Raw genomic sequence first — 15,428 nt, 5'->3', positions numbered from 1 at the left:
AAATTCGGCAAGACGGGCGTTTCACGTGGGCGGTTTTCCGAAAGGGCCTGCTACTCGGACGGCGGCTCCAGCACCGAGGTTCCCCCGAGATACGGACGCAGCTTTTCCGGGATCCGGATGGAGCCATCCGCCTGCTGATGATTCTCCAGCAACGCGACCAGTGCGCGCCCCACCGCGACCCCCGAGCCATTGATGGTGTGAACCAGCTCGGGACGCTCGCCGGCCTTCGGCCGGAAGCGCGCCTGCATACGCCGGGCCTGGAAGGCCTCGAAGTTCGAGCACGACGAGATCTCGCGGTACGCATCCTGCGCCGGCAACCAGACCTCGAGGTCATAGGTGCGCGCCGCGGCGAAGCCCATGTCACCAGTGCTCAAGAGCATGACGCGATAGGGCAGTTCCAGTGCCTGCAGCACGGCCTCGGCGTGCCCCAGCAGGCTCTCGAGCGCCGCATCGGAGTCTTCGGGCCGAACGATCTGCACCAGCTCCACCTTCTCGAACTGGTGCTGCCGGATCAGGCCGCGCACGTCACGGCCGTAGCTGCCCGCCTCGGAGCGGAAGCACGGGGTATGGGCCACCATCCGCAACGGCAGCTCGTCGGCCTCCAGGATCTGGTCCCGCACCAGGTTGGTCAGCGTGACCTCGGCCGTGGGGATCAGGCGGTAGCGCTGATCACAGTCCACCGAGAACAGATCCGCGTCGAATTTCGGCAACTGGCCGGTGCCCTCCAGCGACTCGGGATTCGCCAGGTAGGGCACATAGGTCTCCTGGTAGCTGTGCGAGCCGGTGTGCAGGTCCAGCATGAACTGGGTCAGCGCCCGGTGCAGCCGGGCCATCTCCCCGCGCATGACCACAAACCGCGACCCGGCAACACGAACGGCCGCCTCGAAATCCAGCCAGCCGCCCGGCAGACCCAGATCCACGTGATCCCGCGGCGTGAAGTCGAAATCCGCCGGCGTACCCTCGCGCCGGATTTCCACGTTGGACTTCTCGTCCAGGCCGTCCGGCACATCCGCCTGCGGCAGGTTGGGGATCCCCATCAACAGCGCGTCCAGTTCCTCCTGCACCCCGTGCAGGTCGGTCTCGCACTGCTTGAGCTCGTCGCCCAGGCGCCCGACCTCGGCCTTCAGCGGTTCGATGTCCTCGCCCCGGGCCTTGGCCTGGCCAATGCCCTTGGAGCGGGTATTGCGCTCGGCCTGCAGCTCCTGGGTGCGCACCTGCAAGGCCTTGCGCCGCGCCTCCAGGGCCTCGAAACGTTCGCGGTCCAGGGTGTACCCCCGACGCTCGAGCGCGGTGGCGGTCGCATCCAGATCCTGACGCAGGCTGCGGATATCAAGCATGACGGCTTTCCAGTACGGGGTTGCGGGAACGACGGGGAAGTCTACGGTCGCGGCCCCGTGGCGTCCACGGGCACCGAGCCCGGAGACGCCCACCCCGCACAACCCGGCGGCCGCGGCCAGACCGGAAACCCGACCTGTCCACACCACATGCCCGGTTCGCGGAAAAGGCCTACAGTTTATGCGATCACATCGCGTGTACCCAGCAGGTCCCTACCATCGAAGCCATGAGTGCACATCCGTCCATCGACCCGACCGAGACCGCCACGCAGGCACTGGCCACGGTCATCGAGACCCTGGCGAACGCGTTGCCCGCCGACGCCCTGGTCACCGAGACCGCGGAACGCCGCGCCTACGAGTGCGACGGTCTCTCTGCCTACCGCCAGATCCCCGGGGCGGTCGCCCTTCCGCGCACGCGGGAAGAACTCCTGACCTGCCTGCGGGTCTGCCGCGAACACGGGGTGCCGATCATCCCGCGCGGCGCGGGCACGGGGCTGTCCGGCGGCGCACTCCCGAGCGAGACCGGACTGCTGCTCTCCATGGCCCGCTTCAACCGCATTCTCGAGATCGACGCGGACAATCGCTGTGCCGTGGTGCAGCCGGGGGTGCGCAACCTGGCGATCTCCGAAGCCGCCGCACCCCAGGGCCTATACTACGCCCCCGACCCTTCCTCGCAGATCGCCTGCTCCATCGGCGGCAACGTAGCCGAGAACGCGGGGGGCGTGCATTGCCTCAAGTACGGGCTGACCGTGCACAATGTCATCGGGCTGGAGATCGTCACCCTCGACGGCGAGACCATCCGGCTAGGCGGCAAGACCCTGGATACCGCCGGCCTGGACCTCCTCGCCTTCATGGTCGGTTCCGAGGGCATGCTGGGCGTTGTCACCGAGGTCACCGTCCGCCTGCTGCCACGCCCGGAACGCACCCAGGTCCTGCTCGCCAGCTTTGCCGACGTGGAATCGGCCGGGCGTGCCGTGGCCGGGATCATTGCTGCCGGGCTGGTCCCGGCCGGGCTCGAGATGATGGACAACGCCGCCATCCGCGCGGCGGAGGACTTCGTCCATGCCGACTATCCGACCGACGCGGCGGCCATCCTGCTGTGCGAACTCGACGGGACCAATGCCGAGGTCTCGGAGGACATCATGGTCGTGCGCAAGAAACTGCTGGACCTGGGCGCCACCGAGGTGCGCACCGCCCGCGACGATGCCGAGCGTGCGCGCTTCTGGGCCGGGCGCAAGGCGGCGTTCCCCGCCGCCGGCCGCATCTCGCCGGACTACTACTGCATGGACGGCACCATCCCGCGCCACCAGCTCGGTACCGTGCTGGAACGCATCAACGGGCTGTCACAAGAGCACGGCCTGGGGGTGTGCAACGTGTTCCACGCCGGCGACGGCAACCTGCACCCGCTGATCCTGTACGACGCCAATCAGCCCGGACAACTGGAGACCGCGGAGACCTTCGGTCAGCAGATCCTCGAGCTGTGCGTGGAGGTCGGCGGCACCGTCACCGGGGAACACGGCGTCGGTGTGGAAAAGCTGGACGGGATGTGCGTGCAGTTCGCCGCCCCGGAGCTCGAACAGTTTCACCACCTGCGCCGTGCGTTCGACCCGCTGGGCCTGCTCAATCCCGGCAAGGCCGTCCCCACCCTGGCACGCTGTGCCGAGTTCGGGCGCCAGCATGTACACGGCGGCCAGGTGTCGCATCCCGATCTGCCGCGTCTGTAGGATGCCAGCCCCGAACCCACCGCACGCGACCGCTACCATGTCCGACACGACGCTGGCCACCCCGCTGGCCGACGAGTTCTCCGGTGCCGTCGATGCCACCCTGAACGCGCTGCAGGCCCTGGTCCCACTGGACATCTGGATGCTGACGCGAGTCGAGGCCGACGACTGGATCGTCCTGCACACACGCGGGCGGGCCCCACGCTTCCGTCCGGGTGCCGCGTTCAGCTGGCAGCACTCCTACTGTGTCCACATGCACGCCGGCGAGGGGCCGAACGTGGCCGCCGATGCGCGCAGCGTGCCCGCCTACGCCAGTGCCCCCATCAATGACATCGCGGCCATCGGCTGCTACGTCGGATTCCCCCTGCACGACGCCGAAGGCCAGCTGTTCGGCACCCTGTGCGGTCTGCACCCCGAGCCCGTGGATCCCGCCATCGAACGCCACGAACCGGTCATCCGCGCCCTGGCCGAATCCCTGAGCCACGTGCTGCGTCTGAGCCAGCGCGCCGAGGTCCTGGACCGCCTGCGCCAGCACACGGCCCTGTCCGTGCACAGCGACCCGCTGACCGGGGTCCTCAATCGGCACGGATGGGAGCTCGCGCTGGAGGCCGAAGAGACCCGATGCCAGCGGCTCGGACAACCCGCCGGGATCATCGCGCTGGATTTCTTTCCGGAGGGCTTGTCCTCCGACGGGGCCGAAGGCCACGACGACACCGAACTGGTGCGGGCGATCCTCGCCCTGCAGGAGCGGGCACACCCCACCGACCGGATCGGACGCCTGGGTGGCGGCCGCTTCGCCCTGCTCGCGAGCGAGATGAAGAACCCGTCGCTCGCGGAACGCGCCCGATCACTGCAACAATATCTGGCGGATCAGGGCATCCCGGCCAGTGTCGGGTACGCAGCACGCGAACCGGGCACCGGCAGCCTCGCAAGCGCCCTGCAAAACGCCGCACGCGGGAAACGCAACGCGCCACAACCCACGTCTCCCTGAACCACCCGTCCCGCCCCAGCGCTCGCTCGACAGGACACACCATGGCCCGGACCTTCGACCCAGCCGACCCTTCGCACACGCCGTTCAATCTCGGGGTCGATCACACCCTGAAGCTGCTCCACCGCCTCGCGCCGCTGGATGTCTGGATGCTGACCCGCATCGAGGACAACGAGCAGATCGTGGTGCGCGCCGACGACCACGGCTACGGGATTGAACCGGGCACCGCCTTTGACTGGGGCAACTCCTTCTGCATCCGCATGCTGGCCGAGCGCGGCCCGCGAATCGCTCCGGACGTGACACAGGTGCCCGCCTACCAGGATGCACTTGCCGCGCAGACGGATCCACCCGCCATTGGCAGCTACATCGGCTTTCCGGTACACGACCGCGAGTACGGCATGTACGGCGTGCTGTGTGCAATGCATCCCGAGCCCGTCTCCCAGGCGATCGAATCGCGCGCGGGGGAGATCGAGTCCGCGGTTCAGGTGATCGAGGCACTGCTGCGACAACGCCGCCACATCGACGAACGCGAACGCGAAGCGCTGATCCTGGAGGCCTACAACGACAGCCTGACCGGTACCCGCAACCGCCGCGGCTGGCAGATCGCGCTCGATGCCGAGGAACAGCGCTGCGAGGATCACAGCCTTCCGGCGGGCATCATCGCCCTGGATCTCGACCACCTGAAGGCGGTCAACGACCATGAGGGCCACGACGCCGGTGACCGGATGATCCAGGCGGCGGGCCAGGCGCTGCGGAGTGCCAGCCGCGAGAACGATGTGGTCGCGCGCCTGGGCGGCGACGAGTTCGGCGTGCTCCTGCCGGAGACCCCGGCGGACTACCTGCCCGAGATCGCCGACCGGCTGCGCGCGGCGCTCCTGGCGGCAGGTGTCGAGGCCTCCATTGGCTACGCCTGCCGCACCGTCAGCGGCTCGCTGGCCGCCGCCCAGAGCAACGCCGACGCCGCCATGTACGCCGACAAGCGCCAGCGCCGCGGCCCGTCGGCCCACTGATCGCCGCCAGGGAAGCACTGACTCATGGTTACGCGCGTTGCGGCCCGCCTGCGCCCCGAAGTCGCGCAGGTGCCGAGCGGCGGGTATCCAGAACCGGCGGCCCGTCTCGCTCCGCCCCGCCCGAAACCCGCTGCCGCAGGCCCGCCTTTGGTTTACCATTGAGGCCTTCGCATCCGGGCGACCCCAATTCTACGAGGCCGTTTCATGAGCAAAACCGTCACGCTGACCGACAACACCACGGGCAAGAGCATCGAGCTGCCGATCCAGGAGGGCTCGCACGGCCCCAACTGCCTCGATATCCGCGCCCTGTACAAGGAGCTTGGCTACTTCACCTACGACCCGGGCTTCATGTCCACGGCCAGCTGTCGTTCGGACGTCACCTTCATCGACGGCGACGAAGGCACCCTGCTCTATCGCGGCTACCCCATCGAGCAACTCGCCTCCGAGAGCACCTACCTCGAGGTCTGCTACCTGCTGCTGAACGGCGAACTTCCCTCCTCCGACGATCTCCACGACTTCTCGCGCATCATCAAGGAACACTCGATGCTGCACGAGGCGGTGCGCCGCTTCTTCGACGGCTTCCGCCACGATGCGCACCCGATGGCGATCATGGTCGGCGTAGTCGGCGCCCTGTCGGCCTTCTATCACGACAACGTCGACGTGCATAACCCGGAGCACCGCCGCATCGCCGCGCACCGGCTGATCTCCAAGATGCCGACCATCGCCGCCTGGTCGTACAAATACGCCCACGGCCAGCCGTTCATGTACCCGGATAACAACCTGTCCTACACGGCCAACTTCCTGTCGATGATGTTCGGGGTCCCCAGCGAGCCCTACCAGCCGAACCCGGTGTTCGTGCGCGCCCTGGACCTGATCCTGATCCTGCACGCCGACCACGAGCAGAACGCCTCGACCTCCACCGTGCGCCTGTCCGGCTCCTCGGAGGCCAACCCGTTCGCGGCCATCTCCGCCGGCATCGCCTCGCTGTGGGGCCCGCTCCACGGCGGCGCGAACGAGAAGGTCATCCGCATGCTCGAGGAGATCGTGAACTCCGACAAGAGCGTCGAGGACTTCGTCGCCCGGGCCAAGGACAAGAACGATCCCTTCCGCCTGATGGGCTTCGGTCACCGGGTCTACAAGAACTACGACCCGCGCGCCAAGATCATCCGCAAGATGTGCCACGAGCTACTGGAAGAGATGGGCGACATGGGCGCCGACAACCAGCCGCTGTTCGACGTAGCGATGGAGCTCGAACGCATCGCGATGGAGGACGACTACTTCATCGAGCGCAAGCTCTACCCGAATGTCGACTTCTACTCCGGCATCATCCTGCGCGCGATGGGCATCCCGCTGAACATGTTCACCGTGATCTTTGCGCTGGCCCGCACCGTCGGCTGGATCTCGCACTGGAACGAGATGATGATGGACCCCGAATCCCGCATCGGCCGTCCACGCCAGCTCTACACCGGCTACCCCTCCCGCGAATACGTCGCCATCGAGCAGCGCTGACCGGGACAGCAAAAAGACTGGTCCGGCCCGCACGGCCGTACCGACCAAAGACCAGCCGACAGGCTCCTAGCGTCGGGCGCGAAAGAAGCGGCGCAGCTGCTCGGCGGCTTCCTCCCCGAGAATCCCGCCGGTCACCTCGAGCCGATGGTTGTGCGCCGGATGCTCGATCAGATCCAGCGCGCTCCCTGCGGCGCCGGTTCGCGGATCGGGCGCGCCGTATACCAGGTGGGCTACCCGGGCGTGGATCATGGCACCGGCACACATGCTGCATGGCTCCAGGGTCACGTAGAGGGTGGTGCCGGGCAGCCGATAGTTCTGCAAGCGCTCGCCGGCTTCGCGCAGCGCCCGGATCTCGGCATGCGCCGTCGGGTCGTGGAGCGCGATCGGTGCATTGTGGCAGGCGGCCAGACAGGTGCCATCGGCGTCCACCAGGACCGCGCCGACCGGGACCTCGCCGACTGCGGCCGCCCGATCCGCCAGGGACAGGGCGCGCTCCATCCAGTAGTCCGCCGCTCCCGGCGCGTCGGGCGCCGGGCCGGTCTCGCCCGGCGCCACGCTACGCGGCACTGGGGGGCCTCGGGGGCGGCTCGTCCAGCGCCGCCTCGATCGCCTGGACCAGCTCCGACGGCTTCTTCTGCGGGGCAAACCGCCGGATCACCCGGCCGTCGCGACCGACCAGGAACTTGGTGAAGTTCCACTTGATGCCCTGCGTACCCAGGGCCCCCGGTGCCTGTTCCTTGAGGTGTCGAAACAGCGGATGGGCCTCGGTACCGTTCACCTCGACCTTGGCGAACACCGGGAACGACACCCCGAATCGCGTGCCGCAGGCGCGGATCTGCCCGGCATCCCCCGGCTCCTGACCTCCGAACTGGTTGCACGGAAAGCCCAGCACGCGGAACCCCCGTTCGCCATAGCGTTCGGCCAGGGCCTGCAGACCCTCGTACTGCGGCGTGAAACCGCACTCGCTGGCCACGTTCACGATCAGCAGGACATCCCCACGCCAGGCGGCCAGCGGCTGCTCGTCGCCGTCGAGCAGCGGGGCGGAAAAATCGAACACATCGGTCATTCGTCCATCCCGTGCCCGGTCTCGCGCAGCGCTTCGTCTTCCAGTTCCGCCAGCACGTCGGCGGCGGCTTGCGACAGTGCGGCCACCAGGCGTGAGGCCGATCGCCGGTCGAGCGTGTGGGCCGCCTCCAGGTGTACCAGGCGCGCCTGCGTGTCCGTGCGCAGCTGGGCCCGCAGTCCGACTCGGCCCGTGCCCTGTACGGCCTCACCGGTGTCCACAGCGCTCAGTGCCTCCAGATGGGCGGCATCCAGATCGCCGTACAACGCCGTAACGAGGATGTGCAACTGCACCGCCGGTCGCCCTTCGGCCCAGGCGTCCGCCGCGTTATCCACCAGTTCGATGGCGGTATCGTTGCGGGTCCAGCGTTCGCGCAGCAGCTGCTCGAACTGCTCGGCCGGCCGCAGGAACCACTCGTTGTAGTAGTCCGACTCGTAGCGATGTTCCCCCAGGCGGTAGACCAGTCCCTTGCCCGAATAGGCCGGCGCCACGCGCACCGATCCCAGTTCGACCGCCAGGGGCTCGGCGTCTCCGGCCATGCGCGGCGCCGGCTCGGCAGGCAACTCCAGCAGGAACCACGAGCGGTCAACGGCCTCGCGTTCGGGGATCAGCGTGCAGCCGCCCAGTGTCCAGGCGATCAGCAGCAGTGCGGCAACGCTCCATCGGGTCATCCATCTACTCCTTGTCCATGGTGCTGCGGGGCGGCGGGGCCCCGAACAGCGCGCCCCCCGGGTTGCGGCGTACGTCATCGGACAGGCTGCGCAGTCCGGCAATCGCGGCCTGCAGTTCGTCCAGGGTCTCCAGCAGTTTGGCCTCGCTTACATCCATGCCGCGATCCAGGCGTTCCACCATCGAATCCATCCGGTCGACCAGCCGCCCGACATCCGCCGCTTCGGCGGTCTCGCGCAGTTCCCGCAGCGCGGCCCGCGTCTCGCTGGGCAATGCCTGGGTATCCGGGTGCTCGATCAGGCGCTCGACCGACTCCATCACCCGGGTGGCCGTGCGGGTCGTCGTCTGGAGCTCCTCGATCATTTGATCCGCCTGGTCCGCCAGGCGGGCCGTATCGAGTTCCGCGATCGTGGTCTCCACCGTGACCAGCAGGCTCGTCAGGTTGTCCACCACACCCTCGATGTCCAGCTCGTCGATACGCTTGAGGAGGTTCTCGGCATACTCCAGGAACTGCATGGCGGTGCTGGGCGAGGACGGGATGTAGATCCCCGCCGGGTCCCAGTCATGCGCCAGTGGCGGGTGGGCCTCGGGGTCCGCGAAGTCCGCTTCCAGATAGTTCATACCAGTGATCCCCTGAGCGGCCATGCGGACCCGAAGCCCGGCATCGATCAGGTTTTCGAAGACCTCCACGCGGAACTCGCCCTCCTGGGCGCTCGCCGCGAAGCGATCCGGGTACAGCCGCGCCCGCACCATCACGTAGCGTTTGCGATCACGCGGCGGGATATCCGCCTCGTACACCACCGAGGTAAACGTCATCTCGGTTACCTCGCCGATGGTCACCCCGCGAAACTTCACCGGCGCCCCGACCTCCAGGCCCTGGACCGACGCGTCCATATAGGTCTCGATCTGGATCGACGGGCGCAGGAGATTGCCCGCCGTCAGGATCAGGAGCGCCGCGACCAGCGCGGCCAGCCCCCCGAGGATGAACAGCCCCAGCCGGAAATGATGTCGGGCACTCATGCGGGCCTCTCCTCGTCGGAATCCGTCCGCCGCAGGAAACGCTGTACCCACGGGTGGTTCGATGTATCGCGCAGGGTGGCCGGGTCGCCCTCGGCCGCAATCCCCTGACTCTCCTTGTCGAGCATAATCACCCGATCCGCGATCGCAAAAATACTGGCCAGTTCGTGACTGACGATCACGATCGTCATGTCCAGGGTGCGGGCCAGACGCTGGATTAGCCGGTCCAGATCGGCCGAGGTAATCGGATCGAGCCCGGCCGAGGGCTCGTCCAGGAACAGGACCTCCGGGTCCAGCACCATGGCCCGCGCAATCGCTGCGCGCTTCTGCATCCCCCCGCTGATCTCGGAGGGCATGAAATCGGCAAACGCGCCCAGCCCCACCAGTTGCAGACGCGCCCGCGCGATCGCGTCCATCGCCTCGCGCGGCAGATCGGTATGGACCTCCAGCGGCAGGCGCACATTCTCCAGCAAGGTCATCGAGCCGAACAGCGCGCCCATCTGGTACATCACCCCCACGCGCCGCAGGATCGCCTCCCGCTGCGCCTCGTCGGCCTCGGCGATATCCGCGCCGGCCACCCAGATATGCCCGGCCAGCGGCTGGTAGAGCCCGATCATGTGCTTGAGCAGCGTGCTCTTGCCACTGCCGGAACCGCCCAGGATCACGAAGATCTCGCCCCGGCGGACGTCGAAGTTCAGATCACGCATCAGCACCAGGTCGTCGAAGCCCATGGTCAGACCACGGACGCGGATCACCACGTCGCGCTCGTCAGGATCCGCCATGTTCATGTGCGTCTGGTTCATGCGTCAGACCCCGAGATGGTAGAACAGCACGGCAAACACGCCGTCCAGCACCACAATCAGGATGATCGAGGTCACTACCGCGCTGGTGGTAGACAGCCCCACCGAGGCCGCCCCGCTCCCGGTCTGCAGCCCGCGCAGGCACCCCACGCCGGCCACCACCAGGCCGAATACCACGGCCTTGACCAGCCCGGAAAACAGATCCGACGGGCTCAATGCGGATGTCACCTGGTTGAAGTACGCCACCCAGGGGATGCCGAAGCCCTGCATCACCACCGCGCCACCAATCAGCCCGATCATGTTGGCGTACAGCGCCAGCAGTGGCGCCACCAGCAAACCGGCCAGCACCTTCGGCAAGACGAGAAAGTGCACCGGATCCAGCCCCATCGTCTTCAGGGCATTGACCTCCTCGTTCACCTTCATGGTCCCGATCTCGGCCGCGAATGCCGCCCCGGAACGGCCGGCGAGCAGGATGGCCATCATCAACGGCCCGAGTTCGCGGAACAGCGAAACCGCCACCAGGTTCGCCACGAAGATCTCGCCGCCGAACTGGCGCATGGCGATCGCCGACTGAAACGCCAGGATCACCCCCAGCAGGAACGCAATCAGCGAGACAATGGGCAATGCCTGAAAGCCCGCGGCCTCCGCCACGCGCAGGGTGTCGCCCCAGCGCACCTGGCGCGGGCGCCGCAGAGAGCTGCCGATGGCCCGGGCCAGCTCGCCCACGAAGGTGAACTGCGAGTGGGCGGCGCGCCCCACGCGGTCGATCCCGTCCAGCAACCCCGGCCACCAGCCACGGCCCCGGGCGGCCCGCGCCGGCTCGACCGTCTCCAGCTCGCGGTATGGTGCCAGCTGGTCCCGGACCATCGACCCCATCCCTTCGAACCGGACCTCGGCCCCTGCCCTCCCGAGGTCCTGCTCCAGCGCATGCAGCAGTGCGGCCCCCGCGCCATCGCAGTACTCGACGCCCTCCATGTCGACGACCACATCCTGCGCCCCCGCCTGCTGCGCCAGATCGCGCACACGCCGCCGCAGTGTGCCCCAGTGACGTTCCACCGCATGCACATCCAGCCGCCCGGTCAGGCGCAGGCGGGGCGCCGGGTCGGCTGTGGCATCATATTCAAACGACTGTCGCCCACCGGCGGCCGTGGAATCCATCGCGCAACTCGCGTAGAAAGTGCGGCCATGGTAGCCGCAACACGGCCCCGGGAACCATTCGCCCACCCGGAACATTCCAAGGCCTGTCCGCCATCACCAATCACGAGGCTCGCATGCCATCGGCTCAGGAAGCCCTGCAACAGATTGAACACGCACTCAACGAAGTGCTCCTCGGCAAACCCGAGCCGGTGCGACTGGCCCTGGCCTGTCTGCTGGCCAACGGGCACCTGCTGATCGAGGATCAGCCCGGTGTCGGCAAGACCACTCTGGCCCACGCCCTTGCCCGGGCGATGGCCCTCGACTACCAGCGGGTACAGTTCACCAGCGACCTGCTGCCCGGCGACGTACTGGGCGTCTCCATCTTCGAGCAGGGGAGCGGCGAGTTTCGCTTCCATCCCGGCCCCGTCTTCACCCAGGTGCTCCTGGCGGACGAGATCAACCGTGCGCCCCCCAAGACGCAAAGCGCATTGCTGGAGGCCATGGAGGAGCGCCAGGCCAGTGTCGAGGGCGCGACCCGCGCCTTGCCGGTACCGTTCTTCGTGATCGCCACCCAGAATCCGGAGGAGCAGGTCGGCACGCACCCGCTGCCGGAGTCCCAGCTCGACCGCTTCCTGATGCGCATCCAGCTGGGCTACCCGGATGCCGGAGCCGAACGGGCCCTGCTGGAGCGCAGCGGTCCGGCCCCGACGGCCGCGCCGGCCGCGGAGACCCACCCGACACCCCCGAGCCTGGCGGCCCCGCACCAGCTGCGCGAATGGCAGGACCAGGTGGCCGGCGTCCACGCGGATGCCGCAGTCCTCGATTACCTGCAGGGCCTGTTGAGTGCAAGCCGCGATCGGGCCCGCTTCGCCCACGGACTGTCGCCCCGCGCCGGGCTGGGCCTCCTGCGCGCGGCCCGGGCCCATGCCTTTCTCGACGGCCGCAACTACACCACGCCCGACGACGTCGCCCGTGTACTGCCCTCGGTCGCCGGCCACCGCCTGCGGTCACGCGAGCCGGAGAGCCCCGAACGCACGGTCGCACGCCTGATGGAATGCGTCCCGACTCCATGACCCGTTCCCCCCGCGCGCGAGGCCGCATGGCGCGACTGCGGGACGACGCGATCCGCTGGATCACCCGCCGCCACGCGCACGACGGTCAGGCGGCCCGCCTGGGCCGAGACCGCATCTACATCCTGCCCACGCGGGCCGGCTACACCCTGCTCGGGATCCTCCTGGTGATGCTCCTGGGTTCGATCAACTACTCCAACAACATGGCGTTCCTGCTGACCTTCCTGCTGGTCGGCATCGGCCACAACGCCATGTGGTACACCCACCGCAACCTGCTCGGCCTGCAGGTGGCCACCCTGCCCGTGCCGCCGGTCTTTGCCGGCCAGCCACTCGGTATCCCGCTGCGCCTGAGCGAGACAGACGGGCGCGCCCGCGAGGCCCTGGTGCTGCGTGTCGGCCACCGGGCGACGGGCCCGTTTCCGGTACCGGGCCGGGGCGCCGAAACCGCCCGCCTGGAACTGTCCGGTCAGCCGCGAGGGCTCTACCGTCTGCCGCGCCAGCGGCTCGACACCCGCTACCCGCTGGGCATCCTCGAGGCCTGGACCTGGCTGACGCTGACCCCGGAGATCGTGGTCTATCCGGCCCCCATCGACCCGGGCGCCACACTCGGCGGGACCGGAGAAGACGAGGCGCCCGCCTCCACCGGCCACGCGGGGGATGCCCCGGACCAGATTCGCCCCTACCGACCCGGGGACCCGCCCGGACGCATTATCTGGAAGGCCTTTGCCCGCAGCGGAAAACTCCACGTGCGCGAGGCCGCCAGTGGTCAGGGCGATCGCCTGTGGCTGGAGTGGGACGCGATGCCCGCCCCGGATACCGAGACACGCCTGTCCATGCTGTGCCATCAGGTGCTGGCGGCCCATGCCGAGGGTCGTTTCTTCGGCCTGCGCCTGCCCGACCAGACCCTGGAACCGGGACAGGGTGTCAGCCACCGGGATTCCTGCCTCCGGGCGCTTGCCGGGTTTCGGACCGAGCCCATCGAACTCGACCCGGAGCCCCGCTCATGACACCCGCGCCCACCCCGGCGGACCCGCGGGCCGAGCTGCGCGGCCTGGACCTGGCCCTGGTCGCGTTGCCGGTGGCCGCCCTGCCGCACGTCTGGCATCAGCCCCCGTGGATCACCGCGCTGGTGGTGCTCGCGATCGCCACCCGGGCGTGGCTGCTGGCCACCGGACGCGCTGCCCCCTCGCTGGCCGCCATGAGCCTGCTGGCCCTGATCGCCGGCGGACTGACCTTTGCCCAGTTCGGCACCGTGTTCGGCCAGGAGGCCGGCACCGCCCTGCTGCTCGTCATGATCGCCTTCAAGCTGCTGGAGACCCGCAACCGACGCGACATCGTGATCGCCCTGTTCCTCGGCTATTTTGTGGTCGTCACCACCTATTTCTTCGATCAGTCCATCCTGATCGCCGGCTACTCGCTCCTGGCGACCGCCCTGCTCACCGCCGCGCTGATCCAGGTCCACGCCGGGCGTCCGCTCCCGCGCCGGCAACTGGCGCGACAGGCCGGGACCATGCTGCTGCATGCCCTGCCCTTCATGCTGATCCTGTTCTTCGTCTTCCCGCGCGTGGAAGGTCCGCTCTGGGGAGACCCGCAGCGCGAGGAGAGCGCCCGCACCGGGTTGTCCGGCGAGCTCAATCCCGGTGACATCGCCAGTCTGCTGCAGGACGACTCCACCGCCCTGCGGGTCGAATTCACCGACGCGGTGCCCCCTCCGCGCGCGCAGTACTGGCGCGCCCTGGTGATGACGGATTTCGACGGTCGGCGCTGGTCCGCCGACGAAAACCGGTCCGTGATCGAGGCCCCCGCACCGGATGACGACGACCGTGTCACCCGCTATACCGCCACCCTCGAGCCGACCCGCGCCCGCTATCTCCCGGTGCTGGACTACCCCGTCGCCCTGCCGGAGGACGCCGAACTGCGCGCGAACCACCAGGTCCTGCGCGATCGCCGTATCACCAGCCGCATCCAGTACAGCGCCGGGGCCGATCTGGTCACCCCGCCCGGTGCCGGCGAGACTTCACTGGATCCGCAGGAACGCGCCCGCGCCCTGCATCTGCCCCCCTCGGCCGCGCCCCGCTCGCGTGCCGAGGTCGCGCTGTGGCGCGCGACCCACGGCGACGACGACCGCGCGATCATCCAGGAGGCGCTACGCCGCTTCGCCGGCGAACCCTATCGCTACACCCTCCAGCCCCCACGCCTGCAGGACGACACCACCGACCAGTTCCTGTTCGAGACCCAGGCTGGCTACTGCGAGCACTACGCCTCCGCATTCGCCGTGCTGATGCGGGCGGCCGGCATCCCCACCCGCGTCGTCACGGGGTATCAGGGGGGTACCTGGCAAACGCGCGGGGAATACCTGCGCCTGCGCAATGCCGACGCGCATGCCTGGAACGAGGTGTGGCTGGATGGCGAAGGCTGGGTACGCGTGGACCCCACCGCCGCCATCGCGCCCGAGCGGATCGAGCAGGGGCTGACCGGCCTCGCCCGCGATACCGGGGAGGAAATACCGGGCTTTCTCCTGCGCGGAGAGGGACTGTCGTGGCTGCAGCGGGCACGCTTCGGTCTCGAGGACTGGGGCGATTTCGTGCGCTTTCGCTGGGAGAGCTGGGTGCTGGCTTTCGACCCCGAGCGCCAGCGCGAGCTCTTCGCCCGCCTCGGGCTGGATCCGCGGGACTGGCGCTCGGTCCTGATGGCACTGGGCGTCGGATTCGGCAGCCTGGCGCTGATCGCCATCATCTGGGTCTGGCTGCGCCGTCCGCGCCAGCGGCGCTCCCCGGCCGATCGCCTGCTGCAAAGGCTATCCGAGCGTATCGCACGGCATGACCGCAGCCTGGCGCGCCAGGCTCACGAGCCGGTGGATGCGTGGACCCGGCGCGTCGGCCGGGCGCGCCCGGACCTGGCGCAACCACTGACAACCTTCGCCCGCGTCTACAACCGCCAGCGCTTCGCGCCGCTGACCCCGGAGCAGCGCAAGGACCAACTTGATCACCTGCGTGACCTGCTGCGACAGATTCCACGCGGAAAGCCCGCCGCGCCGCCAGCCCAGGAGCACGCATAACCGTCGCGCTCACTCCCAAGGGGGGCGCCAAAAAAACGGGGCCGACCGGTGC

At 68.5% G+C, this 15,428-nt stretch carries 14 protein-coding genes; 7 read left to right on the top strand and 7 right to left on the bottom strand.

What is annotated here, in order from left to right; all coding sequences use genetic code 11:
• Window positions 1–50: 50 nt before the first annotated feature.
• Window positions 51–1,337, bottom strand: a complete 1,287-nt coding sequence (serS, locus tag F627_RS0108915; protein ID WP_018880307.1) for a serine--tRNA ligase — start codon at window positions 1,335–1,337, stop codon at window positions 51–53.
• A gap of 224 nt (window positions 1,338–1,561) precedes the next feature.
• Here serS and F627_RS0108910 point away from each other — a divergent pair, with 224 nt between their 5' ends.
• The 4 genes from F627_RS0108910 (at window position 1,562) to F627_RS0108895 (ending at window position 6,562) form a co-directional block, all read left to right on the top strand.
• Window positions 1,562–3,058 carry an FAD-linked oxidase C-terminal domain-containing protein gene (locus tag F627_RS0108910; protein WP_018877491.1) on the top strand — a complete coding sequence of 499 codons (1,497 nt, stop codon included), beginning with the start codon at window positions 1,562–1,564 and terminating at the stop codon, window positions 3,056–3,058.
• Window positions 3,059–3,095: 37 nt separating this feature from the next.
• Window positions 3,096–4,046 carry a diguanylate cyclase domain-containing protein gene (locus tag F627_RS0108905; protein ID WP_018880305.1) on the top strand — a complete coding sequence of 317 codons (951 nt, stop codon included), beginning with the start codon at window positions 3,096–3,098 and terminating at the stop codon, window positions 4,044–4,046.
• A 41-nt stretch (window positions 4,047–4,087) separates the two neighbouring features.
• Window positions 4,088–5,053 (top strand): sensor domain-containing diguanylate cyclase, encoded by a 966-nt coding sequence (locus tag F627_RS0108900; RefSeq protein WP_019583877.1) that lies wholly within the window; start codon window positions 4,088–4,090, stop codon window positions 5,051–5,053.
• Window positions 5,054–5,257: 204 nt separating this feature from the next.
• Window positions 5,258–6,562, top strand: a complete 1,305-nt coding sequence (locus F627_RS0108895; protein WP_018867031.1) for a citrate synthase — start codon at window positions 5,258–5,260, stop codon at window positions 6,560–6,562.
• Between the two features lie 66 nt (window positions 6,563–6,628).
• Here F627_RS0108895 and tadA read toward each other — a convergent pair whose 3' ends face one another.
• From tadA to F627_RS0108865, 6 genes are read right to left on the bottom strand one after another with little or no spacing between them, the layout of a single operon-like run.
• On the bottom strand, window positions 6,629–7,129 hold the full coding sequence (gene tadA, locus F627_RS0108890) for a tRNA adenosine(34) deaminase TadA (protein WP_018875623.1): 501 nt from the start codon (window positions 7,127–7,129) through the stop codon (window positions 6,629–6,631).
• Window positions 7,119–7,628, bottom strand: a complete 510-nt coding sequence (locus F627_RS0108885; protein ID WP_018880553.1) for a glutathione peroxidase — start codon at window positions 7,626–7,628, stop codon at window positions 7,119–7,121. Before F627_RS0108885 ends, tadA begins: the two co-directional genes overlap by 11 nt.
• Window positions 7,625–8,296, bottom strand: coding sequence for a membrane integrity-associated transporter subunit PqiC (locus tag F627_RS0108880; protein ID WP_019583876.1), 672 nt, complete (start codon window positions 8,294–8,296; stop codon window positions 7,625–7,627). The genes F627_RS0108885 and F627_RS0108880 overlap by 4 nt, the downstream gene beginning before the upstream one ends.
• Window positions 8,297–8,300: 4 nt before the next feature.
• The gene (locus tag F627_RS0108875) at window positions 8,301–9,314 is read right to left on the bottom strand and encodes an MlaD family protein (protein WP_019583875.1); all 1,014 of its coding nucleotides are present in this window, start codon (window positions 9,312–9,314) and stop codon (window positions 8,301–8,303) included.
• On the bottom strand, window positions 9,311–10,099 hold the full coding sequence (locus F627_RS0108870; protein ID WP_018882175.1) for an ABC transporter ATP-binding protein: 789 nt from the start codon (window positions 10,097–10,099) through the stop codon (window positions 9,311–9,313). Before F627_RS0108870 ends, F627_RS0108875 begins: the two co-directional genes overlap by 4 nt.
• Window positions 10,100–10,117: 18 nt before the next feature.
• Window positions 10,118–11,269: an MlaE family lipid ABC transporter permease subunit gene (locus tag F627_RS0108865; protein ID WP_018877502.1), complete on the bottom strand. Its 1,152-nt coding sequence runs from the start codon at window positions 11,267–11,269 to the stop codon at window positions 10,118–10,120.
• A 113-nt stretch (window positions 11,270–11,382) separates the two neighbouring features.
• Here F627_RS0108865 and F627_RS0108860 point away from each other — a divergent pair, with 113 nt between their 5' ends.
• From F627_RS0108860 to F627_RS0108850, 3 genes are read left to right on the top strand one after another with little or no spacing between them, the layout of a single operon-like run.
• Window positions 11,383–12,321: a MoxR family ATPase gene (locus F627_RS0108860; RefSeq protein WP_019583874.1), complete on the top strand. Its 939-nt coding sequence runs from the start codon at window positions 11,383–11,385 to the stop codon at window positions 12,319–12,321.
• Window positions 12,303–13,325 carry a DUF58 domain-containing protein gene (locus F627_RS0108855; RefSeq protein WP_038035057.1) on the top strand — a complete coding sequence of 341 codons (1,023 nt, stop codon included), beginning with the start codon at window positions 12,303–12,305 and terminating at the stop codon, window positions 13,323–13,325. The genes F627_RS0108860 and F627_RS0108855 overlap by 19 nt, the downstream gene beginning before the upstream one ends.
• On the top strand, window positions 13,322–15,376 hold the full coding sequence (locus tag F627_RS0108850; protein WP_019583873.1) for a DUF3488 and transglutaminase-like domain-containing protein: 2,055 nt from the start codon (window positions 13,322–13,324) through the stop codon (window positions 15,374–15,376). Before F627_RS0108855 ends, F627_RS0108850 begins: the two co-directional genes overlap by 4 nt.
• Window positions 15,377–15,428 lie beyond the last annotated feature (52 nt).

This window comes from Thioalkalivibrio sp. ALE16 (assembly GCF_000381305.1).
In the GTDB taxonomy this organism is placed as follows: domain Bacteria; phylum Pseudomonadota; class Gammaproteobacteria; order Ectothiorhodospirales; family Ectothiorhodospiraceae; genus Thioalkalivibrio.
This window is presented reverse-complemented; position numbering and strand designations above follow the sequence as displayed.

Coding starts and splice junctions, on each gene's coding strand:
- serS (WP_018880307.1), bottom strand. CDS start 1,337: ATGCTTGATATCCGCAGCCTGCGTCAGGATCTGGATGCGACCGCCACC.
- F627_RS0108910 (WP_018877491.1), top strand. CDS start 1,562: ATGAGTGCACATCCGTCCATCGACCCGACCGAGACCGCCACGCAGGCA.
- F627_RS0108905 (WP_018880305.1), top strand. CDS start 3,096: ATGTCCGACACGACGCTGGCCACCCCGCTGGCCGACGAGTTCTCCGGT.
- F627_RS0108900 (WP_019583877.1), top strand. CDS start 4,088: ATGGCCCGGACCTTCGACCCAGCCGACCCTTCGCACACGCCGTTCAAT.
- F627_RS0108895 (WP_018867031.1), top strand. CDS start 5,258: ATGAGCAAAACCGTCACGCTGACCGACAACACCACGGGCAAGAGCATC.
- F627_RS0108885 (WP_018880553.1), bottom strand. CDS start 7,628: ATGACCGATGTGTTCGATTTTTCCGCCCCGCTGCTCGACGGCGACGAG.
- F627_RS0108880 (WP_019583876.1), bottom strand. CDS start 8,296: ATGACCCGATGGAGCGTTGCCGCACTGCTGCTGATCGCCTGGACACTG.
- F627_RS0108875 (WP_019583875.1), bottom strand. CDS start 9,314: ATGAGTGCCCGACATCATTTCCGGCTGGGGCTGTTCATCCTCGGGGGG.
- F627_RS0108870 (WP_018882175.1), bottom strand. CDS start 10,099: ATGAACATGGCGGATCCTGACGAGCGCGACGTGGTGATCCGCGTCCGT.
- F627_RS0108865 (WP_018877502.1), bottom strand. CDS start 11,269: ATGGATTCCACGGCCGCCGGTGGGCGACAGTCGTTTGAATATGATGCC.
- F627_RS0108860 (WP_019583874.1), top strand. CDS start 11,383: ATGCCATCGGCTCAGGAAGCCCTGCAACAGATTGAACACGCACTCAAC.
- F627_RS0108855 (WP_038035057.1), top strand. CDS start 12,303: ATGCGTCCCGACTCCATGACCCGTTCCCCCCGCGCGCGAGGCCGCATG.
- F627_RS0108850 (WP_019583873.1), top strand. CDS start 13,322: ATGACACCCGCGCCCACCCCGGCGGACCCGCGGGCCGAGCTGCGCGGC.